At 58.2% G+C, this 26043-nt stretch carries 20 protein-coding genes; 7 read left to right on the top strand and 13 right to left on the bottom strand.

What is annotated here, in order from left to right; genetic code table 11:
- The first annotated feature begins 84 nt into the window (after nt 1–84).
- Nucleotides 85–4614, top strand: a complete 4530-nt coding sequence (locus JTP94_RS18940) for a molybdopterin cofactor-binding domain-containing protein (RefSeq protein ID WP_204852001.1) — start codon at nt 85–87, stop codon at nt 4612–4614.
- Between the two features lie 219 nt (nt 4615–4833).
- Here the strand turns inward: JTP94_RS18940 and JTP94_RS18935 are convergent, their stop codons facing one another.
- Together JTP94_RS18935 and JTP94_RS18930 are read right to left on the bottom strand one after the other, a co-directional pair.
- Complete coding sequence (locus tag JTP94_RS18935) at nt 4834–5397, bottom strand: GNAT family N-acetyltransferase (protein ID WP_204852000.1); 564 nt, start codon at nt 5395–5397, stop codon at nt 4834–4836.
- A gap of 17 nt (nt 5398–5414) precedes the next feature.
- Nucleotides 5415–6290, bottom strand: a complete 876-nt coding sequence (locus JTP94_RS18930; protein WP_204851999.1) for a histidinol-phosphatase — start codon at nt 6288–6290, stop codon at nt 5415–5417.
- A gap of 174 nt (nt 6291–6464) precedes the next feature.
- Between JTP94_RS18930 and JTP94_RS18925 the strand changes: the two genes are divergently transcribed.
- Nucleotides 6465–7295 (top strand): metallophosphoesterase, encoded by an 831-nt coding sequence (locus JTP94_RS18925; RefSeq protein ID WP_204851998.1) that lies wholly within the window; start codon nt 6465–6467, stop codon nt 7293–7295.
- Between the two features lie 72 nt (nt 7296–7367).
- Here the strand turns inward: JTP94_RS18925 and JTP94_RS18920 are convergent, their stop codons facing one another.
- The 4 genes from JTP94_RS18920 to JTP94_RS18905 form a co-directional block, all read right to left on the bottom strand.
- A complete protein-coding gene (locus JTP94_RS18920; protein ID WP_204851997.1) occupies nt 7368–8639 on the bottom strand; it encodes an ABC transporter substrate-binding protein in 1272 nt (423 codons plus the stop codon).
- A gap of 67 nt (nt 8640–8706) precedes the next feature.
- Complete coding sequence (locus JTP94_RS18915; RefSeq protein WP_204851996.1) at nt 8707–9534, bottom strand: carbohydrate ABC transporter permease; 828 nt, start codon at nt 9532–9534, stop codon at nt 8707–8709.
- On the bottom strand, nt 9534–10454 hold the full coding sequence (locus JTP94_RS18910) for a carbohydrate ABC transporter permease (protein ID WP_204851995.1): 921 nt from the start codon (nt 10452–10454) through the stop codon (nt 9534–9536). Before JTP94_RS18910 ends, JTP94_RS18915 begins: the two co-directional genes overlap by 1 nt.
- The gene (locus JTP94_RS18905) at nt 10438–11631 is read right to left on the bottom strand and encodes an ABC transporter ATP-binding protein (protein ID WP_204851994.1); all 1194 of its coding nucleotides are present in this window, start codon (nt 11629–11631) and stop codon (nt 10438–10440) included. Before JTP94_RS18905 ends, JTP94_RS18910 begins: the two co-directional genes overlap by 17 nt.
- A 399-nt stretch (nt 11632–12030) precedes the next feature.
- Here JTP94_RS18905 and JTP94_RS18900 point away from each other — a divergent pair, with 399 nt between their 5' ends.
- Entirely contained in the window at nt 12031–12699 is a 669-nt protein-coding gene (locus JTP94_RS18900; RefSeq protein ID WP_204851993.1) for a TetR/AcrR family transcriptional regulator, read from the top strand.
- Between the two features lie 390 nt (nt 12700–13089).
- Nucleotides 13090–14328, top strand: coding sequence for a phosphoglycerate dehydrogenase (gene serA, locus JTP94_RS18895; RefSeq protein WP_204851992.1), 1239 nt, complete (start codon nt 13090–13092; stop codon nt 14326–14328).
- A 278-nt stretch (nt 14329–14606) separates the two neighbouring features.
- On the opposite strand, the gene JTP94_RS18890 is transcribed toward serA, so the two are convergent.
- Complete coding sequence (locus tag JTP94_RS18890) at nt 14607–16529, bottom strand: helix-turn-helix domain-containing protein (RefSeq protein ID WP_204851991.1); 1923 nt, start codon at nt 16527–16529, stop codon at nt 14607–14609.
- A gap of 115 nt (nt 16530–16644) precedes the next feature.
- On the opposite strand from JTP94_RS18890, the gene JTP94_RS18885 reads away from it, so the two are divergent.
- Complete coding sequence (locus JTP94_RS18885) at nt 16645–17868, top strand: MFS transporter (RefSeq protein WP_204851990.1); 1224 nt, start codon at nt 16645–16647, stop codon at nt 17866–17868.
- A 9-nt stretch (nt 17869–17877) separates the two neighbouring features.
- Nucleotides 17878–19269 (top strand): amidohydrolase, encoded by a 1392-nt coding sequence (locus JTP94_RS18880; protein WP_204851989.1) that lies wholly within the window; start codon nt 17878–17880, stop codon nt 19267–19269.
- Nucleotides 19270–19292: 23 nt separating this feature from the next.
- On the opposite strand, the gene JTP94_RS18875 is transcribed toward JTP94_RS18880, so the two are convergent.
- The gene (locus JTP94_RS18875; RefSeq protein WP_204851988.1) at nt 19293–20099 is read right to left on the bottom strand and encodes an aspartate/glutamate racemase family protein; all 807 of its coding nucleotides are present in this window, start codon (nt 20097–20099) and stop codon (nt 19293–19295) included.
- A gap of 97 nt (nt 20100–20196) precedes the next feature.
- Between JTP94_RS18875 and JTP94_RS18870 the strand changes: the two genes are divergently transcribed.
- The gene (locus tag JTP94_RS18870; RefSeq protein WP_204851987.1) at nt 20197–20739 is read left to right on the top strand and encodes a winged helix DNA-binding protein; all 543 of its coding nucleotides are present in this window, start codon (nt 20197–20199) and stop codon (nt 20737–20739) included.
- On the opposite strand, the gene JTP94_RS18865 is transcribed toward JTP94_RS18870, so the two are convergent.
- The 5 genes from JTP94_RS18865 to JTP94_RS18845 form a co-directional block, all read right to left on the bottom strand.
- Entirely contained in the window at nt 20718–21509 is a 792-nt protein-coding gene (locus JTP94_RS18865; protein ID WP_204851986.1) for a cyclase family protein, read from the bottom strand. The two genes, JTP94_RS18870 and JTP94_RS18865, sit on opposite strands and share 22 nt — an antisense overlap.
- A complete protein-coding gene (locus JTP94_RS18860; protein ID WP_204851985.1) occupies nt 21506–22747 on the bottom strand; it encodes an SDR family NAD(P)-dependent oxidoreductase in 1242 nt (413 codons plus the stop codon). Before JTP94_RS18860 ends, JTP94_RS18865 begins: the two co-directional genes overlap by 4 nt.
- Nucleotides 22744–23925 (bottom strand): thiolase family protein, encoded by a 1182-nt coding sequence (locus JTP94_RS18855; RefSeq protein ID WP_204851984.1) that lies wholly within the window; start codon nt 23923–23925, stop codon nt 22744–22746. The genes JTP94_RS18860 and JTP94_RS18855 overlap by 4 nt, the downstream gene beginning before the upstream one ends.
- Nucleotides 23922–24350 (bottom strand): organic hydroperoxide resistance protein, encoded by a 429-nt coding sequence (locus JTP94_RS18850; RefSeq protein ID WP_204851983.1) that lies wholly within the window; start codon nt 24348–24350, stop codon nt 23922–23924. The genes JTP94_RS18855 and JTP94_RS18850 overlap by 4 nt, the downstream gene beginning before the upstream one ends.
- Nucleotides 24351–24425: 75 nt before the next feature.
- On the bottom strand, nt 24426–26042 hold the full coding sequence (locus tag JTP94_RS18845) for an AMP-binding protein (RefSeq protein WP_204851982.1): 1617 nt from the start codon (nt 26040–26042) through the stop codon (nt 24426–24428).
- Between the last annotated feature and the right edge of the window lies 1 nt (nt 26043).

Raw genomic sequence — 26043 nt, 5'->3', positions numbered from 1 at the left:
GCTACAACCAACATGGTTTGAGGAAAATTCGTAGTCGCGGCCCGAATGGCCGTCCAATCGTCTAAATCAGCCAGGAGATAGCAAATGCCGAATCCGAATTCCACTTTGCAATTCTATCTCAACGGCGAGACGGTGGTGATCGAAAATCCATCGCCGTCTGCCTTGCTCGTCGACTATCTACGCTCGCCTGAGGTACGGCTAACCGGCACAAAAAAGCCTTGTGGCCAAGGAGGATGTGGCGGCTGCACCGTCATTCTGTCCGATTGGCCAAGCGGTCAAATTAGAAGCCGAGCCATCAATTCCTGTCTACGCAGGCTTTGCTCGTTGAATGGAATGGCCATCACGACGATCGAAGGAACGGGCGGATTGCCCACCGATATTGCGGTCTATCCGGCACATCATCCGACAGCCTCCCGCTGGGCAGCGCCCTTCAATGCCCCCTTGCCTCTCAACCTCCTCGGAGACGTCAAAACGACGGTCATGGATACAGCGCCCGGCGCAAGCGCCAGCTCACCCGATGGATCGCATGTCAACCCTGTCGCCTACTCGCTCGCGACGAATAATGGCAGTCAATGCGGCTATTGCAGCGTCGGTTTCGTGATGAACATGTCCGAATTCATTACCAACAATCCGCAGGCTACGAAAAGGCAGATCGAGGGGATCTTCGACGGAAATCTGTGCCGCTGCACGGGCTACAGACCGATCCTCACCGCAATGGAAACATGGGCAAGCGATTGGGACGCAGCGGACGAGCAAAACCGCATGAAATGCCTCCAGGACAACCTGCCGCTCCACGTGCCGAAGACAATGACCATCCCGGTTCCGGCGACACCCCTGTCGGGGCCGCCGCTCTGGATCGAGGGAACCGGCATAGAATGGTTCGCGCCTTCGAACATAACGGACGTCGAGACCATCGACCTCACTCTCAGGAGCCAGTCAAAGAAAATCCGGTTCATCCACGGCGGCACGTCTTATGGCATCTACAAGACCGAGTTCGCCGAGGTGGAAGTTGACGCCTTCATAGATTTGGCAGGCGTCACCGAACTGCATGGCGACATAAGCAGCAAGGCCGGTAATTTGCATATACCTGCTGGTGCGACATACAGTCAGGCCATCGATGCTATCCAGGCGATTTATGATGCCGCCGGCAGATCCGATGAGGCTCTCAGCGATCCGATCTTTTACATGTTGAAGCGGACCGCGGGCCGCATCGTACGCAACGCCGCCACCATCGGCGGCAACTTGATGCTTTATCTGCACCATATTGCAAACGGCACCGGCGACCCATTTCCATCGGATCTAGCCACCGCTGTGTACAATGATGCGATGTCCTGCAGTATTGATGTCTATAATTATAGCAACGGTGCGTGGGTACCCAGTCCAAATACCGTTCTAAAGGACGTATTTGATGGCGTGGCGAATGGGCAATCTCCAGATGATTTGATCATTTCGGGGATTACCGTCCCATTGGCACTTTCCTATCGGGATCGCCACTTCGTTGTCGCTCAAAAAACGGCGCTGAGAGAAGTGAACTCCCATTCTATCATAAATTCCAGTATTGCTTTCGACTGGGACGTCTTTCAGAACATGACGACCTCCGTCCATTTCGGCGGGGTCGACGGCGCCATCTGGACGCCGGATGGAGGGGTTTTCAGTGCGTTCACCGGGTTGTCAGGTCTAAACCTGACAACTCTTTCGAAGGTATGCTCGAATTTATATGCCGCGGCCACAAATGCTCTCCAACAGGCAGCGCAGGGGAGAATGCTGGATACGACAGACGAAGGTTTTACGATCGAATTCAAAGCTCAGCTTATCGCAGGCATGTTTTTCAAGGCCGGGATCGCATTGCTCTTGAAAGTAGGCGTGTCGGTTCCTTCCGAACTCGCATCGGCCGGTGAAATCACATGGGGGACCTGGCCTGTCAGCGGCGGCCATCAGGATTACGCGGCGCAGGATTATAAGGCGCCGGTGGGCCAACCTTACATCAAGGCCACCGCGCTCGAACAATGTTCAGGCCGAACACACTATACGCATGAGCTGGCATATCCTCAGGGCACGTTGCACGCTGCCTTCGTTCAAAGCCGAAGCGCCTTGGCGGAGTTCAATTTCCAGTGGGTCAATGCCCCGGTCGCCGCCAACGAACTGAGCGACCATTTGACGGCAACATTTCCAGCTTTCCGACGCCTGATAACCTACACGGACGTCCCCATACAGTCTGCTAACTTTCAAGGCATGGGCGGCGATCAACCATTGTTCGCAGTGGATAAGGTGCTCTACGCAGGTCAGGCGATCGCGCTTGTCCTTGCCGACACCGAGCAGGACGCGAACCTGATCGCTGAATATGTCTCGGCGAAGTGTCTGGCCTACATGCCGATCGACTGGGGAGGAGCTTGGGACGCAAGCTGGCAAAACCCCATCCTCACACTGGAGGACGCCATTCAGAAGGGAAGCGTCTTCCCTGACACGCCCCAAGCGGTCCCCTATCTCTGCCATATCTGGCAAGTCAGGCGCCTTCGGAGCCGCATGGACTGGGCAGGCCCCCCGGCAGCTCCAACCAATCTCGATGCCGCCCCTGCGACCGACGCGAAAACCGTTGACGGAGTAAGCTGCGTCCATGTCGTCAACAACCAGAAGACCGGCGGCCAGGCTCATTTCTATATGGAAACGCAGGCCTGCCTCGCCGTTCCCGCGGATGAAGGTCGCATCGTTGTCAACTCCTCCACTCAAAGCCCAATGGAGATGCACCAGACTGTCTCGTCGGCTCTCGGGAAGCAATACAATAAGGTCAAGATCCAGACCCGGCTGCTGGGAGGTGCGTTCGGGGGCAAGACCGAGCAGGCTCGTTTTACCACGGGACCGACTGCAGTTGCTGCCGCAGTCATGGACACTCCGGTGCGTCTCGCGATGCCCCGCGACGAAGACACGGCCATGATAGGCAAGCGACATGCACTTTATGGGGTCGGAGAAATTGCAGTAGACGACGGATCGGTTCGGTCAGAAGACAAAGGCGCCATCAAGGGCATGCAGCTAACGATGTGGGCCGATGGCGGCGCCTATTACGATTGTTCCTTTATCGTCACCAATTGCATTCAGACCCGTATCGATAATGCATATATGATCGACAACTTCCTAAGTCAGATCGATGTCTGCAGGACGAACACCTCTCCCAACACCGCGATGCGAGCCTTTGGCGACATCCAGGCCACAAATATCGTAGAAAATCTGATCGATGACGCCGCGGCCGCCCTGAATATGCGCGCGGAGGATCTACGCGAAAAAAACTTCTATCAACGCGGTGATGTGACGCCCTACGGCCAGACGCTGACGGCCTGTTATATGAGCGAGGTTTGGCGCTACCTGAAGCACAAGGCGAACTTCGATGACCAGCTTGCGAAAGTTCAGGCTTTTAACGCGCAGCACAAATGGCGCAAACGGGGCATCGCGCTGATCCCGGTCAAATATGGATCCGGATATAACTTCGAGCAGTTGAAGCAGTCTTCAGCCATAGTTGTCGTCAACCAGGCGGACGGTTCGGTTATCGTTCATCAGGGTGGCGTCGACATGGGACAAGGGCTACTGACGCAAGTAAGGCAGGTTGCGGCCTATGTGCTGAATATTCCTCAAACGCTCGTTCACGTCGAATCGCCCCAGACAGATACGACCCCCAATACGAGCAGCAGCGGTGCATCTACCGGCACACCCTATAGCGCGGAAGCCGTAAAACGTACATGCGAGCAGCTAAGGCAACAGCTGCATGAATTTGGATATCAACTGCTCAAGGACAACGGAAACGACTGGTGTAAGGATAACGGCGTCGATTTCTGGAACTACGGACAGGACGGTTGGAATACGCTGGTGAAGACTGCGCAAGGGGTCAAATTGATCTGGCAGAATCTGGTCAGTCTGGCCTATGTCAACCGGCTGCCACTGACAGCCACGTTCAACGCCAATATCGAGCACGGCGAGTTCGACATGCCTGTCTTGCGGTTCAAGCAACCGGATGAGCAGAACGATATACCCGGCATCACGAGAGCGCACGTTTCCACCGTTACCGACGTGCAGAACCAGTTCGTTGGCTTTACCTATTCCGCCGCCTGCTCCGTTGTCGAGGTGGACATCCTCACGGGCGAGACGACGATCCTGCGTTCTGACCTCGTCTATGACGTGGGTTGGAGCCTCAATCCCGCGCTTGATGTCGGGCAGGTCGAAGGCGCCTTCGTCCAGGGGATCGGCTTCCTTCTAACCGAAAACCTTGTGACCCAGATGGACGACACAGGGCCGAATGAAAAAGGGCACCTAAACACCACTAACACCTGGCGCTATAAAATCCCTGCGCATGTGACGATCCCTCTCGAGTTCAATGTATCGCTTTTCCCGCGCAACGATCCATCCGTGGTCAACATTCCCCCCGACGACCAGGGGATCTTTTCCGCCAAGGAAGTGGGGGAGCCGCCTCTGGTGCTGGCAAACTCGGTGTTCTTCGCGATCAAAGATGCAATCAGGGCATCGCGATTGGAACGCAAGCACAGCGGGCTCTTTAATCTACGCGCGCCGGCAACGGTGCGGGAGGTACGAAACGCCTGCGCAGTCGTATGGAGTGAATTGGCAAGCTAACGGCGTCTTGGCCTATCACTATCGATAGCAATCAAGTATCGATAGTGATGGATTTAGACTGCTAAGCTCGCTGTGTCGGTCGTTCTAGATCGTTGGATTAGGACCGAAACCCAGAACCTTACGAGATTTTCTCGCCCGAACCAGTGGCCAGCCCACGGGGCGTACTTGGAAGTTTGCCCGTCCTCCCTGCACATAGCACAAAATAAGATTAGCTGTTTATCACGTTGCTGAGACTGGTGCTTCCGTGGTCGGGAGATCGCTCTGTATGCCTTGCGCCTGTCCTCCGCTCCATTGCTCGCGCAGCAAAGCCATCAGGACCAGGTCTATGCGGCTTGCATCAGCCAGGCGAAGCGCCGAGCGCATGATGCCCTCCTCGACGAAGCCCAGCTTGTTATAAACATGCCTCGCACGGACATTTGAGGGGAGCAAATCAAGCCACAGCCGTTCAACATCATGTTCTGCGAAAACCCATTGGCAAATTGTCTGCAGGAAGGTTGTGCCATAACCTGTCCCCGGAGGAGATACGGCGATCCGATGAAGCTGCGCGGTGCCCATGCCATCGTCGTCCCGGCGGATGACGGCGAACCCTACCGGTTGGCCCTCAACTCGACAGAGAAGATAGGTGCAGTTCGGTGCAACGAGCCGGCGGCGATGTTCATCGGCGTCATAGTGGCCAACCAGCGCCTGGTAACCAGGACTGCGTTCCACCGACATGATAAAGGGGATATCCGCAATGTTCGCAGGCTCGACGGTCATGGATTGTCGTATGATGCTGTTCCGCATCTGATGTTCCTCTCCGTCTAGCACTTGCGCGGGCCGATTGTATCGAGCAACGCTTCACGCCATCCATCGGCGCGTGTCAGATAGGAGACGCGGCGATATCCGGCGGCTGCGATTGCGGCAAGTGACTGTTCCAGCCCGACACCGACCGTCTGCACCCCGTGGCTGTCGTCGCCAAGCGTGACGCGAATTCCCATTGTCTGAGCCTGTTCAAGGATCTGCGGCAACGGATAAACCGGTCCGTATCCATTCCGGAAGGCAGCGCAGTTGACGTCCAGCACGCCCCCCGTAGCGCGGATCGCCTCGAGCGTTGTCTTGACCGCCCGCGAGACGCGGTTGGAGAAAGTGAAACCGGCTGGTTCGTATTTCCGAACCAAGTCAAGGTGCGCCACAACATCGGGACGAAGGGTTTCGACCATATTGGTGACCGCGTCGAAATAAGCGAGTTGCAGCGCCTCGGGGCCTCCGAGGTCCGCTGTCAAGGCGGCGGTGGCTGTCGCCGAGTAGTCGACCCAACGACCACAGATGTCATGAACGCTTCCGACGACGTAATCGAACGGATGTGCCGCCCGCAGCTGGGCCATGGCCTTAAGCCATCCATCGGGTGGAAGGGTTTCCGTTTCGAAACCGACCAACAGCTCGATCTGCCCAGCTCGCGCGTTGCGCATTGCGATGGCATGCGTTGCGTAGGCCTCGAATGCAGCGGCGAGACCGGTTACGCCGAGCCTTTCCTCGCCGGGATAGAGATCCTCTTCACGGTAGCGTGGGCAATGCTCGCTGAGCCCGTAATAGGTGAAGCCACGGGCAATGGCAGTGTCAACCACCTCTTCGAGCGTTGAGGTTGCGTGAGCGCAAAATTCTCCGCTGTGACCGCCGTGATAGCTGAACCAGACCACTCGATTCTTCCTTTTCTGCCGCCATCTCAGGGACTGCCGCCTAGGTTGATGACGATTGATTATTTTATTCATTTGTCATTAGTTTGATATGTTTGATGAGTAGGCCTTACGGCCTATCCGCCGTGTGGCGCGGATCCCTTCCCGCAAAATCTTGTTTCGAAAGGTCTGTGCACTTTGAAAATCGCCGTTCTCTCCGATCCCCATATCGGATCGACCAATCCTGTCTTCGTTCCCAATTGGGAGAAGGTCGTCGCGCACGTGAATACCCGGAAAGACATCAGTCTCGCCGTTGTTCTTGGCGATTTGACGCTTTTTGGTTCGGAACGCGAGGAGGATCTGCTGTTTGGCCGAAACGCTCTGGAGGCGCTGAACCCGCCTTGTCTTGTTCTGCCCGGCAATCACGACGTCGGCGACATCGCCCGTGAAAGCCACCAGCCGTCGAACGCTGAACGGCTTTCCCTCTGGGAGACGCAGTACGGACCCTCGCAGTGGCATTCGGACGTCTTGGCGGGCTGGCGTTTGATCGGCCTGAACAGCCAAATCATCGGCACCGGCCTGCCAGAAGAAACCGCGCAGTGGCAGGCGTTCGACGAAGCTCTTGCTACCCGTGGAACACGCAAAGCCGTGCTGTTTACCCATATGCCGCTCTTTCTGAATAGCTGGGAAGAAGTGGACAGACCCGCCTGGGCACTGATGACCGAAGGTCGAAACAGACTGCGCCGGCTGATCGTCGACCATGACATTCGTGCTGTCGTGACGGGACACATGCATCGAACCGCCCAGATCGATCTGCCGGAAACCCGGCTGATCTGGTGCGCAGCTTCAAGCTTTCTCACCTACGACCATTCTATGCCCTCCCAGCCGGGTGAAGCCTTGCTCGGCGTGACGATTTTGACCCTATCGAACGCGGAGATCAGTGCCGAATTCATCGCGTTCGACGGGCTGATGATCAGCCATATCGAGGATTACAACGGCACGATCTACCGCTCGCCCGCAAAGGAGTGAGGCGTGATCGGCCGGCAAGCATGAGCTCGCCGGCCTTTCGTTGCGCACACAGTGTCGGTGTGCCAGTGTTCCTCACTTACCGGCCATGACGCCGGCGACGTGATCGCGGAGCTTCGGCATGGCATCTTCGGGGGTGATCTTGCCACGCTGCAGTTGGTCGAGAATAGGAGCGACCCCCTGCCAGACATCCGATGCCGCGTTGTTCGGATAGGCGAACCAGGGCATTGCGACATCCATCGACTTGAAGACCGTCTGGAAGTTGGGGTGAGCGGCATAGAAGCTTTCCAGAGCCTTGGCGGTCTGTACATTGGTCGGCATGTAGCCGCTGGCCTTGGAAACTTCAGCCTGAACCGCAGGGCTGGTCATGTATTTCACAAACTCCCACGCAGCGGCGCGCTTTGACGCATCCTGGGTGAGAACCATCAGCGCATTGCCGCCCGCAGGAAGGCCGCCTTTCTTGGCGTCGATCAGCGGGAAACGGACGGTGCGCATTGCAAACCGATCGCCGATGGCGGTTTCATAAGCAACCAGATCCGAGGGCGATTCGACCACCATGCCGACTTTGCCTGCAAAAAACTGCTGCTGGGCTGGCTTTGGGTCCGCATAGACCGACATGCCGGTCTTGATCGCCATGTCCTGGGTAACGCGCAGCGCCTTGAGGCCTGCATCGTTGTCGTAGCCGATGCCGGTCTTCTCGCCGTTCAGCATCTGGTCGCCGGCTCCCATGACCATCATCTGCCAATACCAGTCGTCGCTAAGCCCGCCGACCGAGAAGCTGATACCCGAGATACCATCGCCGAGCTTGCTGATCTTCGCTGCCAGATCGATCACACCATCCCAGGTATCCGGAAACTGATCGACGTTACCACCAGCCTTCTCCACCAATGCCTTGTTGACGTACAAGAGCGGCAGCGAAGCGGTGAAGGGCATTGCGAACTGCTGTCCGTCAACCTTCGCCAGGTCGAGGATGGCCGAGGCATAGTTCGCCGACTGCCAGTCCTTCCCCTCCTTGCCCAGCAGTGCGTCGAGCGACGTTGCTTCGCCGCGGTCCTTCATCACACCGACCAGGGTCGGCACAGAAGAATAGGAGGCAAGATAGACGTCCGGAGCGGAGTTGGTCATCATTCCGCGAATGACGCTCTGGTCACCGGCACTGTAGTTTTCGGCAGGCGCCTGCTCGTTGATCGTGATCCCGGGATGAGCTTCCTTGAAGCCCTTGAGAATGGGCTCCATAAATGCCAAACGGGTGTGGTAGAAGGTCAGTGTCACTGGATCGGCGGCATAAGCCGATGCAGTGCCGGCAAGGGTCAGGGCGGCAGCTGCGAAGATGTTCTTCATTTTCATGGTGGTTCCTTCGGAGTGAGTTGTCTTGACTTTCGGGTCTGCCCGGTGGCAGCCGGGCAGACTCGTCTTATTTCACCCCGGTCATCGTCACGCCTTGAACAAACCTGCGCTGCGCGGCGAGGAACATCAGGATCAGCGGAGCGGTGACAAGGGTTGCACAGGCCATCAACGGCCCGAAACTGTCACCACCTTCCTGACTCCGGAAGAACAGGAGACCCAGGGTTGGCGGCGACAGATCGATGGATCTAATGACGATTATCGGCCAGTAGAGATCGTTCCAATGAAAGGTGATCGAGAAGATCGCGAAGGCGGCAATGGCCGGCATCATCGCGGGCAGGATGATGCGGACCACGATCTCCATCTCGCTCATGCCATCCAGACGCGCAGCCAGAAGGATCTCGTCGGGGAAGGAGCGGATGAATTGGTGAAAGAGGAAGATCGCGAAGCCCGAAGTCAAATAGGGCAGGATGACGCCAGTATAGGTGTCGAGAAGGTCCAGCTTGGCGAGCACCATGAAAATCGGCAATGCGGTCGCCTGCGCGGGAACCGACAGGGTTAGCACCACGATCCCGAAAATCAGGCGCCGCCCGCGGAAGTCGAACTTGGCCAGCGCGTAGGCGCATGTCACCGTGGTTAGGATCTGGAACAGCAGTATGCCGCCGGTCATCAGGACGCCGTTGAGCATGAAGCGCGGCAACGGCGAATCAAATAGAGCGCGTGCATAGTTTTCCGAGATCGAGGTCATGATCGGAGGTGCATCCCGCAGCGCGCCGAAGATCTCCCCAGGGGCTTGCGTCGAGGCACGCCACATCCAGAAAAACGGATAGATCATAAGAAAAGCGCCGGCCATCAGCACGGCATGCGAAAGAAGCGGGCGGATCGAGAACCGAAACATCAAAAATGTGCCTTCCTGTTACCGAGCGCGACCTGAACAATTGAAAAGGCACCGATCAAAACCAGGTAGACGACTGTAAGTGCGCTGCCGTACCCGGCCTTCAAGCCGATGAAAGTATCGGTGTTGATCTTGTGCAAGAGCATCTCTGTCGCGCCATAGGGGCCGCCATTGGTCAGCACCGCCACCGTATCGAAGACCTGGAACGACTGTATGCAGCTGAGAACGACAACGACGATGGTCGTCGGTGCCAGAAGCGGCCAGATCAGGTAGCGCAACCGGTCCAGAAATCCGTCCATCCCGTCCAGTGCTGCCGCCTCGCGCAGATCTTTGGAAATCAGCGTCAGACCGGCAAGGAAGAGAATGAGATTGAAGCCCAACAGGTGCCATATACCGATGATGGCAAGGCCGACGAGCGCAAGCGTACCGTCAGCAAAGAAATCGAGCGGCGGCATTCCAAACGCATTCAACAGGCCCGCCAGAGGCCCGATATGCCCGTTGAGCAAATAGCTCCAAACGATCGACATCGCTGTGAGCGTCGAGGTCACCGGAAGAAAGTACACGATTTCGTAGAAACGACGCGACCGGCGGCGGCCGTCAAGGAGTATTGCAAGGCATAGGGCGCCAAAGACCGATATCGGCACGACAATCGCCGTATAGATCGCGCTGTTGCGCAGGGCGCCCCAGAACCAGGGATCGCCCAGCATTCGCGCATAATTGCCAGCCCCTACGAAATTCAGCGTGATCCGCCCGAGGCGGTAATCGGTAAAGCTGATCAAGAAGACCACAAACACGGGAGCGACCACGGTCGCAACCAGCAGCAGAAAGGCCGGCGCCGAGAAGGCGCGGGCGATGGCCGCGTGGCTCAGTCCCTTTGTCGGGACCGTAGCGGAATGCGTTCCCACGTCAGAGAAGGAGGCCATGATGCCTCTCCTCGACCCTATCGACTTTGGTGACCGAGCCCGTTACGCGCTTTCCGTTTGAGTCGAACAGAAGCGTGGCATCGGGCGTGATCTGCAGTGTAATCCTTTCGCCTACGTTGCGGCCTTGCATCAATCGTGCAAAGCCCTCGGGGCGAAGTTGCACGCGCACCGGACCGGCGCCTATCTCGGTGCCGTCACAGCGGATACCGACTTCGTTCCCGGTGAACTCCACCTGCTCTACCGGAAGCGAGAAATCGCCAGTCCCCTCCGCAACGGGGTGAAGCCGCTCCGGCCTGACGGCCAATTGAAAAGACCCATCGGCGATGTCTGGCAGTTTTAGCCGCAGTGCCCGACCACCGGCCAAGACGGTTCCGTCGCGTATCTCTACCGGCATCTCGTTGATCGTGGTCGTCCCCACGAACCGTGCAACGGAGAGATAATCCGGATGATCATAGACCTCCGTCGGCGTACCGCACTGTCGGATCTCTCCGCCTTCCATGACGGCTATGCGGTCGGACATCGCCATCGCCTCGGTCTGGTCGTGGGTAACATAGACGAATGTGATCCCGGTCCGGCGATGGAGATCGACAATCTCCTCGCGTAGCTGGTGGCGTAGCTTGGCATCAAGATTGGAAAGTGGCTCGTCCATCAGGAACACGGCCGGATGTCGGACCATTGCTCGTCCCACAGCCACCCGCTGTCGCTGACCGCCCGAAAGCTGCGAGGGCTTGCGATCCAGCAGCGCCTCAAGACCGAGTTGTTTTGCTACCGTTTCGATATCCCCTTCGATACCCTTCCGAATGTCACGGGTCTTCGATGAAAGGAGACCGGCGCCGGGCTGACGTTGCCAAAATGACAGGCGCGCCATTTCCAGGGGCACTCCTATATTGGCGCGGACCGTCATGTGCGGATAGAGCGCATAGGACTGGAACACCATGGCGATGTTGCGCGCCTTTGGCGCCAAGGGCGCGACGTCGCGATCTCCAATCAGGATACGACCGTCGCTGCATGGCTCAAAGCCGGCAAGCAGCCGCAGCAGCGTGGATTTTCCGCATCCGGAGGGTCCAAGCAGAGTGAGGAATTCCCCTTTCCGGATCGAAAGATTGATACCACGAAGGACCGACGTGCGGTCGAACCGCTTTTCCAGATCTACGATCTCAATGGATTGACCTACCATGTGTACTACCGTTTTCGCTGGCAGCCTCCCCGCCTTGGTTGGCTGGATTGGCTTATTCCTGTTCTCTTCGCTGGCTGCGGCCGAGCGGAAGTGTGTTGGTCACGTCGTCCAGAACCGCTCCGTGCGTCAGGGCTGACTCAAGCAATGCGCCCTCCTCTATGAGTCTTTCTTGACAGCGCGATGACGCCGCGCCCAATTGTTGAAATAAATTCTCTTTGTTTTATATTGGCATATAGATCGCAAATAACCGCTGGGTTACTTCTGGCCTCCGACTTCAAGGCGTTGACATCTACCGCAGACAACCTCTATCGAACGGTTTGTGTTCGCCCTCTTGGAGCCGGCAAGCTCGTAGGATGGTTATGAAAAAGCTCGAATGGGCTGTGAGTATCAGGAGGCATCGTGACGGGAAGGAAACATGCGGGAGCGGAGGCGCAGGATCCGCCCCGACGCCGGTATCCGCGTCGGCCTGATCTTTCGCAAAGCCGAATTCTCGATGCCGCAGTCGCAGAATTCGCAGCCAACGGGTTGTCCGGTGCACGTGTTGAAGCGATCGCCGAACGGGCCGAGATCAACAAGCGGATGATCTATCAGTATTTCGGCAACAAGCAGTTGCTCTATCAAGCCGTCATCGAAAAAGTTTACTGCGACATTTGGGAAGCGGAGGCCGCTCTGAGCCTTGATCAGCTCCCTCCGCGCGATGCGTTGATAGCATTGGTCACGTTTGTCTGGACTTATTATCGTGATCACCCGGAATTCATTACACTCCTGAACTCCGAAAACCAATTAAAGGCTGTCTACTTTCGCAAGTCCCGCGTGATACGGGAGGGAGCAGCCAATTCGCGCCCTCTTGTCGATGAGATCGTGCGGCGTGGGGAGGCTGAAGGTACTTTCCGCGTTGGGATCGATCCCATACAGCTTGGCCTTACCATTACATCTGTCTGCTACTATTATTTTACCAACCAGGCCACCAGCTCTATCGTCTACGGCCAACGAATGATGACCCGGCAGGCACTGGAAACGCGCCTCGCCTTCAATATACAGACGATATTGGCAATCGTTGCCCCCTGAACGTTGCGCATAAAGTCATTACGTTACCCCCTGCTTTGGCAGCTGATTTGCGCTGCCTTGCGCTAACATGAACGGACATGAGCCGCCGCGGAAAGCATTGGGTTCAGATATTCCATGCCGAGCGTCGGAAATAATTTCCGCCGTTCGCTAAGCCACGCGTCAAGTATCGATAGTGATGGCTTTCAGCCTCCAAAGCGGCAGTGTTAGTGTCCTCTCTCGGTGGATTCTTGGGCGTGATTGAACGGACTGACATCTCCCTGTCCACTTCGGAGCAGAGTTTGTTCTTGCGCTATCCGTTGGATGGTCGCTAAACAATTTGCCATATCCGTGAGCTTTAATGGCCGACAAGCGACCTCGGCTTAGTCGAATTCGAGAACCGAAAGCAATTCAATGACCCGACAACTTTCTCTCCCGCGCGATCGGATTTCCGTACTTCTGCTTGAAGGCATTAGCCAGAGCGCTGTGGACTACTTTTCGTCATCCGGTTACGTCAATCTGACTCATCTGCCGAAGGCTCTGGATGACAAGGATCTCAAGAGCCTTATAGCCGATGCGCATATTATCGGAATTCGCTCACGCACCCAGCTGACAGAGGAAATTTTCAGTTCCGCCAAAAAGCTTATTGCCGTCGGTTGTTTTTCCGTGGGGACAAATCAAGTCGACCTGGATGCGGCCCGCCGACGCGGCATCCCCGTGTTCAACGCTCCTTATTCGAATACGCGCTCGGTCGCCGAACTTGTGATCGGTGAGATCATAATGCTGACCCGGCGGATTTTCCCGCGTTCGGCCTCTACTCATGAGGGCGGATGGGACAAATCCGCCGTCGGCAGTCGTGAGGTGCGCGGGAAAACGCTTGGTATCGTGGGCTACGGCAACATCGGCTCGCAGCTTAGCGTTCTTGCGGAAAGCATGGGTATGAACGTGCGCTATTTTGATCCTTCAGACAAGCTTCGCCACGGCAATTCGGAATCGATGGCCACGCTCGGCGAACTTCTCGAAATCTCAGATTTCGTGACGATGCATGTTCCGGAAACCAGTTCGACGCAAAACATGATAACTGAGGCCGAGCTGCGCCGAATGAAAAAGGGAGCCATTTTCATCAATAACTCCCGCGGGACTGTGGTGGATCTTGAAGCGCTTGCGAAGGTTTTGAAAGAAGGACATCTCGCAGGCGCGGCTGTGGACGTGTTCCCGAAAGAGCCGGCATCAAATAAGGAGCGTTTCGAAACGCCTCTGCAGGGTTTGGACAATGTAATTTTGACGCCGCATATTGGTGGGTCGACCGAAGAAGCCCAGGAGCGCATCGGAGGGGAAGTCTCCAGGAAGCTTGTGGAGTATTCCGACGTCGGCTCGACGCTGGGCGCCGTCAATTTTCCCCAGGTTCAACTGCCGCCACGTCCAAACGGCACGCGTTTCATCCATGTTCATGAGAATCGCCCTGGCATGCTGAACAGTCTGAATGCGATTTTTTCGTCGCGTGCGCTTAATATCGTCGGTGAGTTCCTGCAGACGTACGGCGAAACGGGTTACGTGGTCATTGAAGCCGAGGGCATTGGCCAGACAGCCGACGACATACTTGATGCGCTTCGCAAGATCCCGGGAACGATACGAACTCGATTGCTCTACTGACACCAGTATGCTGTATCGAGGAATTCAATCAGTAGCGCGCCAATGGCGACCAAATGAGGCTGAGATTCCAGCCAATGATGGCGACTGTCGTCAATTAGGATCGGCTTTTTGACCTTGCCCGCATGCCGACCGATGAAGCTGCGGATTGGAACGCGCTCGGTCTTCGAACTTCCTGAAGAACCGTCAACGCGGACCAGCATCTGCGAAAGCGCTCATAACTCAGCTAGCCAGTTCGCAATGACTTTCAGGCGCCGCAATTCTATAGTCAGAGCCGCGTTCTAACCTGCCGCTGCCCGCGAGTATTCCGCGTAAAGTTGGCAAGCGAGACTGAGCAGCGTGAAATCAGCCGCATCGGTAATTTTGCGACCCGTTAGCGACTCGACTCGTTGCAGGCGCTGGTAAAGCGTGTTCGGGTGAATATTCAGCGCCTGCGCTGTGCGGGTGACAGACTTCCCCTCGTGAACGTAGCGCGAGAGGGTTTCATGCAGGACGCGATGTTTTGGATCCTGAACCAGCGGCGTAAGGATATTGCGCGTAAATTCAATAATATCCCGCCTCGCGCGCCCTTCCAGCAACAGTTCCACTCCCATGTCTCGATGCCGCAAAAGCCCCGAGCGTCCGCGACGTGACAGCGCATCTGCCGCCTGTGCAGCTAGGTCGCGCGACGCGAGATGGCGCTCGCTTTCTCCATAGATCTCGCTTGCTCCAATGCAGATGCTGAATTTCGTCGCGGCATCAGAGATCGCCCTGAGATTGCGTTCCAGTGCCGCCGTGGTCGACGCGGAGACCAGCGCTACGATCTGGTCCTCACTGTGAAAGATGAGGGCGTTGGACAATGTCATCCCCTTTTGCAGGTCCGATTGAGATTTATGAAGGGAAAGACGAGTGTTGTTGGAAGCCTCGCGTTGGGGCGTGCGTGCCACGAATACCTGACTGTAGCGCTCAAGCCGAAATCCATCCTGGTGGCTATGACGCCCGTCCCAACCCAGCCCCGCAATCAGGGCGTCAAAATGCGCTTTGCGGCGCGCATTGAGAACATCCATCCGCGACATGTCACGCACGAAGTCCAGCGCCGCGAATGTTGCCAACGTGCCAAATAGCGCCCGATGGTAACCCGCATCCCCGGACGTCGGGAAGTAAAATTGCCCTACGGGTGCTTCCGCGACCTCGACGGTCTGAATCACGAATTGCTCGTCGTCCACCCATCCCACGGATCGATAATCCAAGCCCAGCACGTTCTCGAACCGGAAATCGACACGAAAGAGCTCGGCCACGGCGCGAAGCTGTTCTGGCAGCCCGTTGCGTGTGGAAAAGATGCGTAGCAGCGCCTCGTGCAGCTCGACTGCGCGATCCAGCTCGGCATTCTTGTGGGCAAGATCGCTGCGCATCTGTTCGAGCCGATGAGCGGTGGCGACGGCGTTCTTGTAGGTCAGCGACCGTTGAAAGGCGACTGCGATCTGCGCTGCCAAAAATTCCAGAACGGTTCGATCGAAGATCGAAAAAGCTCCATCATTCGAAAAGCAAAGCGTCGTCAGCGTGCCCAAACGTTTCCCCTCAGCCATGACGGGAACACAGAGCAGCGCGTTGGCTATCTCGGAGCGCTCCATGAAGGACTGACTCTCAGGACGCATAACGCGATGAGCGTCGATGATATTCTGCCTGCCATTGTGAATGGCCGGCCGACCGGTTGCAAAAACCTCGCCCGAGACGGATTCATTCGGCTGCACGCGGTAGTCGCTGTAGTCCTCAGGCAATCCCACATGTGAGACGGGCACAAGAAAACCGCTCGCTTCATCGAACAGGCGAAAGACCCCGGCATCGCTATGCGGGAGCACATGCATCACTTCGCGAAGGACATTATGAACAATCTCGTTTTCGTCCAGCGAGTTGATGACCGCTCCGTTTACGGAGGCAAGCATTTCGAAGGTCCTGGCCTGAAGCCCGATGACGATATCCTGCACTGCCTGAACAATCTGCGCTGCCGTCTTGTTGTCGTCGTTTTCCTCAAGCGCAAACTCTGTCCGCTTGGCTGTGAAATGGGAGTGATCGACGACGAGACGAAAAGCGTCTCCTACCTTTTCAATGGAATGGCGGATTGAGGCGCCGCTATCCCGCGATTCGACCTTGATATCAGTCAGTTGCAACCCGTGCGTCCGCGCCAGTTCTTTCAAGAGTGGGTGTGAGAGCAGATTGATGTCCACGAGTAGCGTCCCATGTGAAAATACCCATCAAATTACCGTTCTTTATGTGGGAATCAACATATGAAATTTGGCTGACGGTGACACAAAAGACAAAAACCAAAAGGGAACGACTAAAATGATCTCAAAGATACAACGTCGCCACGTCATCATCGGGATGCTATTCGTCTGCTGGGTCGTCGCTTTTCTAGACAAGACTGCCATCAACATCGCGATCATTCCGATCAGCGAGGAATTCGGTCTGACGCCGGATCATCAAGGCATGATCATAAGCGCCTTCTTCCTGGCATATTCCATGACCCAGTTGATCGGGGGCTATCTGGTGGATCGGTTCGGTTCGCGCCGGGCGCTAAGCTCGGCGGTCGCGGTCTGGTCATTGGGCACGGTGGCGTCGGGCGCCGTCACTAGTGTGATAGCGCTGGCTGCCGCACGCACGGTCACCGGCGTCGGCGAGGCAGTTTTCCCCGCGGGCGGATCTGTCGCCATCACCGAGCATTTCGAGAAATCTCAAATGGCCCGTGCGAAGTCGGTGCTGCAATCCGGGGCTTCCGTGGGTTTCGCTCTCGGTTCGATCGTCATTACCTCGCTGATCGCGTTTTATAGCTGGCGGGTGATGTTCTTTGTGTTGGGCGTCGTCGGACTCATTCTTTCAATCGGCCTCTACTACATCATGAAACCGCGCTCCGAGGCGTTGGTCGCGGAAGAAGCCGACCGGAAAGTCTCGGAAAAGCAGCGCATCGGCGAGCTACTGAAGAATACCCTGACCTGGAAGATCGCGTCGGTCTATTTCTTCACCAACATCGTATTCTGGGGCCTGCAGTCGTGGCTGCCGTCCTACTGGGTGAAGGTCAAAGGCATGAGCATGATGGAGATGGGAGCCTATTCGATGATCCCGCCGACGCTGGGATTCATCTCCTTTCTCACTTGCGGTTGGCTGCTTGACCGCTTCTTCCACCAGAAAGAAAAATACCTCATCTGCATCGGTTCTGCCGTATCGGCTGTGTTCATCTATCTGATGGCAAACGCGGAATCGATCCCCCTCGCCTTCGCATATCTATCGGTATCGAACGTCTTCCTTAATGCGATCTCGATCAGTGTCTTCGTGAGCATTATGAAGCATTTTCCGCAAAACTCGATCGGGACGGCCACGGGCCTCATCAACTCTCTGGCGCAACTCGGCTCGTTTGCCTCGCCCATGCTCATCGGAGCAGTCTTGTCTGCAGCAAATCAGAATTACGGCATTGCCTTCTCGGTCATCGTCGGCTGCGCGATAATTGTCTGCGCCATTGCCACGACCTTCCCCGCCGTACATGGCAAGAGAACCGCAGAACAGCCAGCCTGAAGGAATATCATGACCTATATCGATATCATTGAGCGCACCGTCGCTGCCCATGCGGACAATCTAAAATCCATATCGGACGCGATCTGGTCCTTCGCCGAGATTCGCTACGAGGAGACGAAGTCCGCAGCACTTTTGGCGGACGAATTGGAAAAGGCAGACTTTGCCGTTACTCGCAATGCCGGCAATATCGAAACAGCCTTCGTCGCGAGCTATGGCGAAGGACATCCGATCATTGCCATCCTCGGCGAGTTTGACGCATTGACCGGCCTCAGCCAGAAGGGCGGGCTAGCAAGCCACGATCCGATTGTTGCGGGCGGAAACGGCCATGGCTGCGGTCACAATCTTCTTGGCACCGGCGCGCTTGCGGCGATTCTCGCGCTAAAGGCCTGCAAGGACGAGTTGAAGCTCCCAGGTACGATTCGCTACTATGGCTGCCCGGCCGAAGAGGGTGGCGGAGGCAAGGCCTACATGGCCCGCGAGGGCCTTTTCGACGACGTCGACGTGGCGTTCACCTGGCACCCGTGGGACGAGAACCTCGCATTTAACGCCCGAATGCTGGCGACCAACCAGTTATACTTTACCTTCCGGGGCACCAGCGCCCATGCCGGATTCGAGCCTCATCTTGGTCGTTCTGCGCTGGATGCGGTGGAACTTACCAATGTCGGTTGCAACTATCTGCGTGAGCACATCATTCAGGACGGCCGTATCCACTATGCAATCACCGACACGGGAGGGCGAGCACCGAACGTGGTTCAGTCTCACGCGCAGGTGCTCTACAAAGTACGAGCGCCCCGAATGGACCAAGTGCGCGACATCACCGAGCGAGTGACAGACGTCGCCCGCGGCGCAGCACTTATGACCGGGACGGATTTGGAGATCACCTTCGATGCCGCCTCAGCCGATCTGGTGCCGAACGTTACGCTTGCCCGGATGATGCATCAGGAGTTTGAGAAGCTCGGCGTCGCCAGCTTTTCGAACAGTGAAAAAGACTTTGCTGGGAGCATCCAGAAAACCTTCTCGGCTGAAGTGCGGGCACGGATCGCCAAGCGCGGGAAAATCCTGTCGGAAGACCTGAACCCATTTGAGGAGGAGCCGACGTTCCTGCATGGCTCGACCGACGTGGGAGACGTGAGCTGGCTGGTACCAACCGGACAGGTCTATGTCGCTACCGAAGCCTACGGAACTCCCCCACACACCTGGCAGATGGTCACGCAGGGGAAGTCGGGCTATGCCCACAAGGGAATGCTACAAGCCGGCAAGATCATGGCCGCTTCGGCCGTGCGGGCGTTGACCGATCCGGCGCTGGTCATCGCGGCGAAAACCGAGCATCGCAAGCAGCTCGATGGCGAGAAATATGTGTCGCTGATTCCAGCAGATGCAACGCCGCAACGCTTGCGCTGACGCCAACGATCGAATGAGATCACTCAGACGTCGTCGGAAAACAACGGCGTCTGCCGGCCATGGGCGACGAAGCTGCGGAAATCCTTGACTGCTTCCGACGTCGCAAGCGAGCAGAAGGGGCCACGGCTCACCTCGATGCCGTTGAGTTTCCGCAAGCGCACATCCATCTCGGCGCTCTTCAAGGTCACCGCAGCTGGATTGACCACCGGCGCATGCAGCACCTTGAAGCCATATTCGCCGCCAACCAGCAGGCCGGGCAGGATGCCAGCCGGCACCACGACATCGGCGCCATCGCGCACCAACGGTTCGGCGCAAGCGGTGAAGGCTGCGAGCATACGCTTGCGCGCCTCATCGTCGCCGGCAAAGGCGGCGCTGAAATCGGACGGTGCGCAATTCATCCCCACCACATGCTTCACCCGGTCACCCAGTCCGTAGAGATCGGCCTGTTCGTAGTGCCAGGTCTGAAAGACGTCATCGAGGGTGACAAGCGCGATGCGCCGGCCGAAGCGAGCGGCATAATGCATCGAGACCTCGCCCGCGCCGACCACCGGGATGCTCACAGCCGATTTAAGTTCGTAAAGGCCCGGGTCCTGAAAATGGCCAAGAACCACCGCGTCATAGCCGCGCTTTTCGGCCTCCAGCCCGTTGTCTATCGCGATCGCCGCGCAACGGAATTCCGCCAGCCGGCCGAAATGCCGGTCCGGGGGACTGATGCCGAAAACCTCGACTGTCGTGCCGGGTTCGGCGATGCCGTTCAGATAGTCCGAAAGCTTCTGCATGTAAGTGGCGCTGGCCGTGGCGTCGATGAAGCTTTGCCAGAATATGCGCATTGTTCCCTCGTCCTGTTCGTTGTCACGCGTCGTTTTGCTCTCGTCAAAACGGGAAATTAAGGCTTTAATCGTAGCCATATCCACTCTGGAGAGCCAAATGAATTCGCCTACAGCATACGAAAATCCACTCGACGAGACGGCGACGGAAGTGGCGGAAGCGGCGCTGACCGAATTCGAATGGTCGCTCTGGCGGATTTCCGCGGCCTTCGTGCGCTGGCAGTCGGAATGTGCCACCGAGCTTGCCGGTTCGGGCCTCAGCGGCCTCGACACGGCCGTGCTTCATACGATCCGCTACCGCAACAAGCCGAAGGGCCTTGCCGAAATCTCCCGTCTGCTCGGCCGTGACGACACCGCCAACATTCAATATGCGATCAAGAAATTGCAGACCCTGCAGCTGATCGAGCGAGTGAAGGGCCGCTCGCGCAAGGACACGCTTTATGTGCCGACGCGCAAAGGCAGCAAGCTGACGCAGGACTACCGCACCCTGCGCCGGCATTTGCTGATCTCGCTTATCCAAAAGATGGACCACGCGGAAAAGGGGCTGGGTGACGCGACCGAAATGCTGGAGCTTTTGACGAGCTTCTACGACACCGCTGCCAGGCGTGTGGCGATCGGCCCTCATCCCGTCGAGCGCGACTGAACCAGCGCCAGCACGCGCAGCGGACTCCCCGATCCGCCCTGGATCTTCAGTGGTGCGGCAAGAATCATCGCACCCGTCGCCGGCAATTGGTCGAGGCTGGCAAGGCATTGCAGTCCGTAACGGCCAGCGCCATGCAGATAGTGATGCGCCGGATAGGGCGGCGAGAAATGGCCCGCCTGCCCGGCATCGGTTCCGATGGTCTCGGTCCCAAAGCCGAGAATGTCGCGCTCGGCCACCAGCCATTGCATGACCTCCGCATCCGGCCCTGGCGTATGCGCGCCATCCGCCAGGAGATTGGCATAGGCCGCTCCGTCGCGTTTAGACCAGTCGGTGCGAAGCAACACCCACGAGCGTGGTGGAATTTGACCATGTTGCTCTTCCCACGCCATCACATCGGCAACCGTCAGCAGGAAATCGGCATTCCCGGCACTTTCACGCGAACGATCGATGACGCAGGCCCGCGCAATCATGTCCGCCGGCGGCAGCGTATCGACCGAGTTAAGCGGCAGATAACGACCCGTATACCAGTGGATCGGCGCATCGAAATGCGTGCCGGTATGCTCGCCGAAGGAGAGGTTGTTCCAGTACCAGGCCGGCCCACCGGCATCGTAACGGGAAATGCGTTCCATGCGGAAGGGCGCGGATTGGCCGAGCTCCGGCGGCATGACGATGACGGGAAAATCCGGTGAAAGCGTATGGGTGAGATCCACGACACGGACGCCACCGCTGGCAAGCGAACCAGCCAGAGTTTCGAGAATATCGACGCTCATTGTCCAGCCTCCCGTTCGACGGCCTTCGGATTGTCGAGAAGCCGCGCATGCAGATCCCTGGCGACGTCGCCGACATAGATATCCTCAAGCCCACGCTTCAGCCCGTCGATGATGGCATCGGCCAGCGCCTTGGGCGCGACCTTGGGCGGCGGCACAATCTGGAACCACTCCGTGTCGAGCGGCCCGGCAAAGGCATTGATCACCCGCACGCCTCCAGGACGAAGCTGTGTGCGCAACCATTGCGAGAGGGACAGGCAGGCGGCATGCGCCGCCGAATGCACGCCGAATTGCGGGTCGCTGCTGAGCGCATGCACGGATAGGATATTGACCCAGGCAGCTGCCGCAACGCCGTCCGCGCCGCGCGCGCGCATCACCGGTCCGAAGGATTGGGCGAGGCGCATCAAGCCCATGACCGTATGATCCATGGTGTCACGCACGGTATTGGCCGCGCTTGCATCGAAGAGCTGGGCAGGCCGCACATGGTCGGCGGTATTGATGAGCACTTCGACCTTGGCGCCGATATCGGCGGCCAGATCCAGTACCGATCGCTCGCTGGTGAGGTCGAGATCGACGATCTCCACGCCATCGATCGCCTCGAGCTTTTTCCCTTCGTCGAAAGGTTTCCAGCGATCAGCAACGCCGACATAGATCGTGGGCGCACCCGCCTTCTTCAGTGCTGCCACCAGAGCGGGCGCCACCGGGCTGCGACCGTCGGTGATCAGTACGCGCCGATGCTTCGGGTCGGCTGTCATTTCACGCCATCGAGGGTCGTCTTCCATATGCGGCGTCTCCGAAACGGGTTTGGCGAAGAAAACGGCCTGGCCGCTTTTGTCGAGTTGCAGCGACAGCGTCACTCGGCTGCTGGCGCCGGCACAGTCACCATGCAGATGCGTGACCACGCTCGGCCCGCAATCGAGCTGAACGAGCCCCACCCGCCAAGGCATGTGCTCTCGAAAATAAGAATCACTGGTGACCTCGACCGAAGTCTCGGAAAGTAACGTGCCGCCCGCCGGCGCATCGATGAAAGGAAGTGTCGCCGACAGGCAGCGTGGGCAGGCGTCGCGGGGCGGATAGGTATATGTTCCGCATTCGGCACAGCACTGCAGCATGAAGCGGCCGGTGGCGGCTGCAATTGTCAGCCCCTGGGCCTTTCGGCTGCGGGCCGATGGCGGCAGCAAGGGCAATCTGGTGCGGGAAAGCGGGTTCTTGCGTGGTGGTTTTGCGAGCGGACGGATCATGCCGATTGCCTCGCCAGGATCGCTGCCGCCGATGCCAGGCCCCGGTCGTAATTGATCATGCCGAAGCCGGACACGAGGCCGACCTTTACGTCCGCCACCTGTGTGCCACCCGCCAGGCCCAGAAGCTGGCGCATGGCCTCGACGATGCCGAGATGACCGCCGGCAGCACCCGCCTGCCCGACCGAGAGCTGCCCGCCCGAGGTATTGTGCGGAAAGGAACCGTCCGTTGTGAATGTATGCTGGCGCACGAAATCCGGTCCCTCACCTTTTTCGCAAAAACCGAGATCCTCGAACTGCATCATGGAGATGACCGGGTAATCGTCATAGGTCTGCACGAAATCGATATCATCGGGCGTCAACCCGGCCATGCTGTAAAGCTCATCGCGATCCATCACCCAGCCGCCGCGCGTCTGCACGGCGTCATCGGGGAAAGCATTGTGCCGCTCGATCGCCGAAAGCAGCCGCACGAAAGGAAGGCCGAGCGACAAGGCGGTTTCCTCGCGCATCACCAGAAAAGCCTCAGCGCCGGCGCAGGGCATGACGCAGTCGAAAAGGTGGAACGGCTCGGCAATCGGCCGTGCCGACATGTACTGCTCCAAAGTCAGCGGCTTCTTCATCAGCGCATGCGGATAGCGCAGCGCATTGTCGCGCTGCGCGACGCAGAGCTTGCCGAAGTCCTCGCGTGTTGCGCCGTAGCGATCCATGTAGGCCCGAGCGATCAGCGCGAAGCTGGCGTTGGGTCCACCGGCGCCATAGGGATACGAGGCGTCCTGTGCAAAGCGGGAGAAGTTGGCGAGCGTCCTGCGAAACGTATCGACCTGATTGGTATCGGCCGCGACACAGGCGACGATATCCGCGTCGCCCGCCTGCACGGCGCGTGCCGCGCGCCGGATCGAGACGATGCCGGCGGCACCGCCCATCGGCACATGATCCAGCCAGCGCGGCGTCAGGCCGAAATGCTGCGTCAGCGCAATGGCAGTATCCGGCCCCATGGTGAAGCTCGAGGCGGCAAAGCCGTCGAATTCCCGATGGCTGATGCCCGCTCCGTCTGCCAGCGCCCTGAGCGCACTACCAATCCACCAATGCGCGCTCTCGATCGAATAACGCTCGTAGGGCACCGTCACCGGCACCGCCAGAACCACGCCGTCATAGGATTTGCGGGCGCGCGAAGCCGTCATCCGGCCACCGTCAGCACGACATCGACATTGCCGCGCGTCGCGTTGGAATAGGGGCAGCGCTCATGCGCACCGGCAACGATCTCCTCCGCCAGAACCCTCTCGATACCCGGAAGCGAAGCCGTGAGCTCGACCGCGAGCGCATAGCCGACCGGCACCGGGCCGATACCAACCTTGGCCGTCACTGACGTATCGTCGGCAAGAGCGATTTTCCGGGTGCGTGCGACCAGTTTCACCGCCCCAAGGAAGCAGGCGGCATAGCCGGCGGCAAACAATTGCTCGGGGTTCGTGCCCTCCCCACCCGGTCCGCCAAGTCCCTTCGGTACGGAAAGATCGACCGCGAAGCTGCCGTCGGCGCTCTGTGCCTTGCCGTCCCGGCCACCGAAAGCGGTGACAGCTGTTTCATAGAGGATTTTTTCCGGGGTCATGTGGGTCTCCTTTGAAAGGATTTTAGCTTTGATTTATTGTATAACAGACGTGCTAATCTTTCGAAAGGCTCTGCTTCAGCCGCCCTTGCGGATCGCCGCCTTCAGTTTGCGTAGGTCGATTGCCGAGCCATCCTCGACCGCCTTGGCCGCCATGACCTTGATCTCGCCGCGCTGGAGCTTCTGCGTGGAGCTAACGGGCAGCTTATCGGTGAAGACCACGTAGCCGGGCAGCTTGTGGTAGGCGATGTATGCGCCGCAGGCCTCGATAATGCGCGAGGCGCGCGCTATCGGATCGCCGCCCGTTGCCGTCTCGCTCTCGACGATGAAGGCGAAAACCTCCTCGCCGCGCAGGTCGTCAGGCACCGGTGTCACCACCGATGCTTTGACGCCGGGGAACTTGGCAAGTGCTGCCTCGACTTCCAGCACCGCAATATTCTCGCCGCTGCGACGCACGATGCTTTTCTTACGATCGAAGAAGTAGAGAAGCCCCTTCTCGTCGGCATAGACCACATCGCCGGTGTGGAACCAGCCGCCTTCCCAGGCCTCCTCCGTCGCCTTGTCGTCGTTGAGATAGCCGCTGAAGAAACCTTCTCGCGGGTTATCCCCTTCAGCCCGCACCAGAAGCTCGCCGGGTGTACCCATGTCGACCGCGTGGCCGGCATCGTCGACGATCCTGTACTCCATGCCGGCGCGCGGTCGGCCGATGCAGCGCAGTCCCGGCGTGTAATCGTCGGCCGCCGTCGTGGTAACAGCGCGCCCACCGGTCTCGGTCATGGCCCAGGCTTCGACGATCGGAATGCGGTAACGCTCCTCGAATTCGACCTTGTGCCGGGCATCCACGCCGGGGCCGAGCGCAAATTTGACCTTGTGCGCGCGTTCGGCCTCGACTGGCGGCATCTGCAGCAGGATGGCCGGAATGACGCCGAGACAATGAATGATGGTTGCGCCGGAATCGGCGATCGAGGCCCACCAACTCTTCGAATGGAACCGATCCAGCGGCACAATGGCGCCGCCTTTCATGATCATGCCGACCGCCGTGCAACCAAGCGCGTTCATATGGAACATCGGCAGCGGCGTGAGGGCGATCTCGCTCCCCTCCGCCATATCAGCGACGCCGCCCTGAGTGGTGTACCATTCGGCAAGGCGGATGAAATAGATATTGGAGAGCATGCAGCCCTTGGGCTTGCCGGTACTGCCGGAGGTGAAAAGCAGGGCGCACTCCGCGTCCGGGCCGCCTGGCTTCGCCGACAGCGTCATAGGCGACAGCGGAATGTCGTCGTTCGTCCCAATTACCGTGACCTTGCCGGGATTGATGTCGGCAAGCTCCGCCAACCGCTCGGCAATCACGATCAGCAGCGGCGCCTCGGCCATATCGAGCTGGAAGAGAAGCTCGTCGCGCCGCAAATCCGGATTGATCGGCACGATCGACGCGCCTATGGCATTCAGCGCCAGCCAGAAGGTGAAGAATTCCGGCCGGTTTTCCAGCAGTAGGGCAACCCGCGAGCCAATACCGTGGCCGGCGGCCGCAAACCTTCGGCTCAGCGCGGCAGCTTCGGCGAACACCTGGCCATAGCTGTAACGAAACCCCTGTGGCGCGTAAGGGAGCCCGGCGCTAGGCGGTGCGATCAACAGGGTTGCCTCGGGATTGGCGCGTGCCCGGTCTTCAAACAATAGATAGGGAGAATGTGTCATC

Source organism: Martinezella lusitana, from assembly GCF_016901135.1.
Taxonomy (GTDB): Bacteria; Pseudomonadota; Alphaproteobacteria; order Rhizobiales; family Rhizobiaceae; genus Rhizobium; species Rhizobium lusitanum_D.
This window is presented reverse-complemented; position numbering and strand designations above follow the sequence as displayed.

Bases quoted from the DNA above. Each gene is read 5' to 3' on its own strand.
- JTP94_RS18845 (WP_204851982.1), bottom strand. From the start codon at position 26,042: ATGACACATTCTCCCTATCTATTGTTTGAAGACCGGGCACGCGCCAAT.
- JTP94_RS18940 (WP_204852001.1), top strand. From the start codon at position 85: ATGCCGAATCCGAATTCCACTTTGCAATTCTATCTCAACGGCGAGACG.
- JTP94_RS18875 (WP_204851988.1), bottom strand. From the start codon at position 20,099: ATGCGCATATTCTGGCAAAGCTTCATCGACGCCACGGCCAGCGCCACT.
- JTP94_RS18935 (WP_204852000.1), bottom strand. From the start codon at position 5,397: ATGCGGAACAGCATCATACGACAATCCATGACCGTCGAGCCTGCGAAC.
- JTP94_RS18905 (WP_204851994.1), bottom strand. From the start codon at position 11,631: ATGGTAGGTCAATCCATTGAGATCGTAGATCTGGAAAAGCGGTTCGAC.
- JTP94_RS18915 (WP_204851996.1), bottom strand. From the start codon at position 9,534: ATGTTTCGGTTCTCGATCCGCCCGCTTCTTTCGCATGCCGTGCTGATG.
- JTP94_RS18855 (WP_204851984.1), bottom strand. From the start codon at position 23,925: ATGACGGCTTCGCGCGCCCGCAAATCCTATGACGGCGTGGTTCTGGCG.
- JTP94_RS18870 (WP_204851987.1), top strand. From the start codon at position 20,197: ATGAATTCGCCTACAGCATACGAAAATCCACTCGACGAGACGGCGACG.
- JTP94_RS18880 (WP_204851989.1), top strand. From the start codon at position 17,878: ATGACCTATATCGATATCATTGAGCGCACCGTCGCTGCCCATGCGGAC.
- JTP94_RS18885 (WP_204851990.1), top strand. From the start codon at position 16,645: ATGATCTCAAAGATACAACGTCGCCACGTCATCATCGGGATGCTATTC.
- JTP94_RS18865 (WP_204851986.1), bottom strand. From the start codon at position 21,509: ATGAGCGTCGATATTCTCGAAACTCTGGCTGGTTCGCTTGCCAGCGGT.
- JTP94_RS18850 (WP_204851983.1), bottom strand. From the start codon at position 24,350: ATGACCCCGGAAAAAATCCTCTATGAAACAGCTGTCACCGCTTTCGGT.
- serA (WP_204851992.1), top strand. From the start codon at position 13,090: ATGACCCGACAACTTTCTCTCCCGCGCGATCGGATTTCCGTACTTCTG.
- JTP94_RS18860 (WP_204851985.1), bottom strand. From the start codon at position 22,747: ATGATCCGTCCGCTCGCAAAACCACCACGCAAGAACCCGCTTTCCCGC.
- JTP94_RS18920 (WP_204851997.1), bottom strand. From the start codon at position 8,639: ATGAAAATGAAGAACATCTTCGCAGCTGCCGCCCTGACCCTTGCCGGC.
- JTP94_RS18910 (WP_204851995.1), bottom strand. From the start codon at position 10,454: ATGGCCTCCTTCTCTGACGTGGGAACGCATTCCGCTACGGTCCCGACA.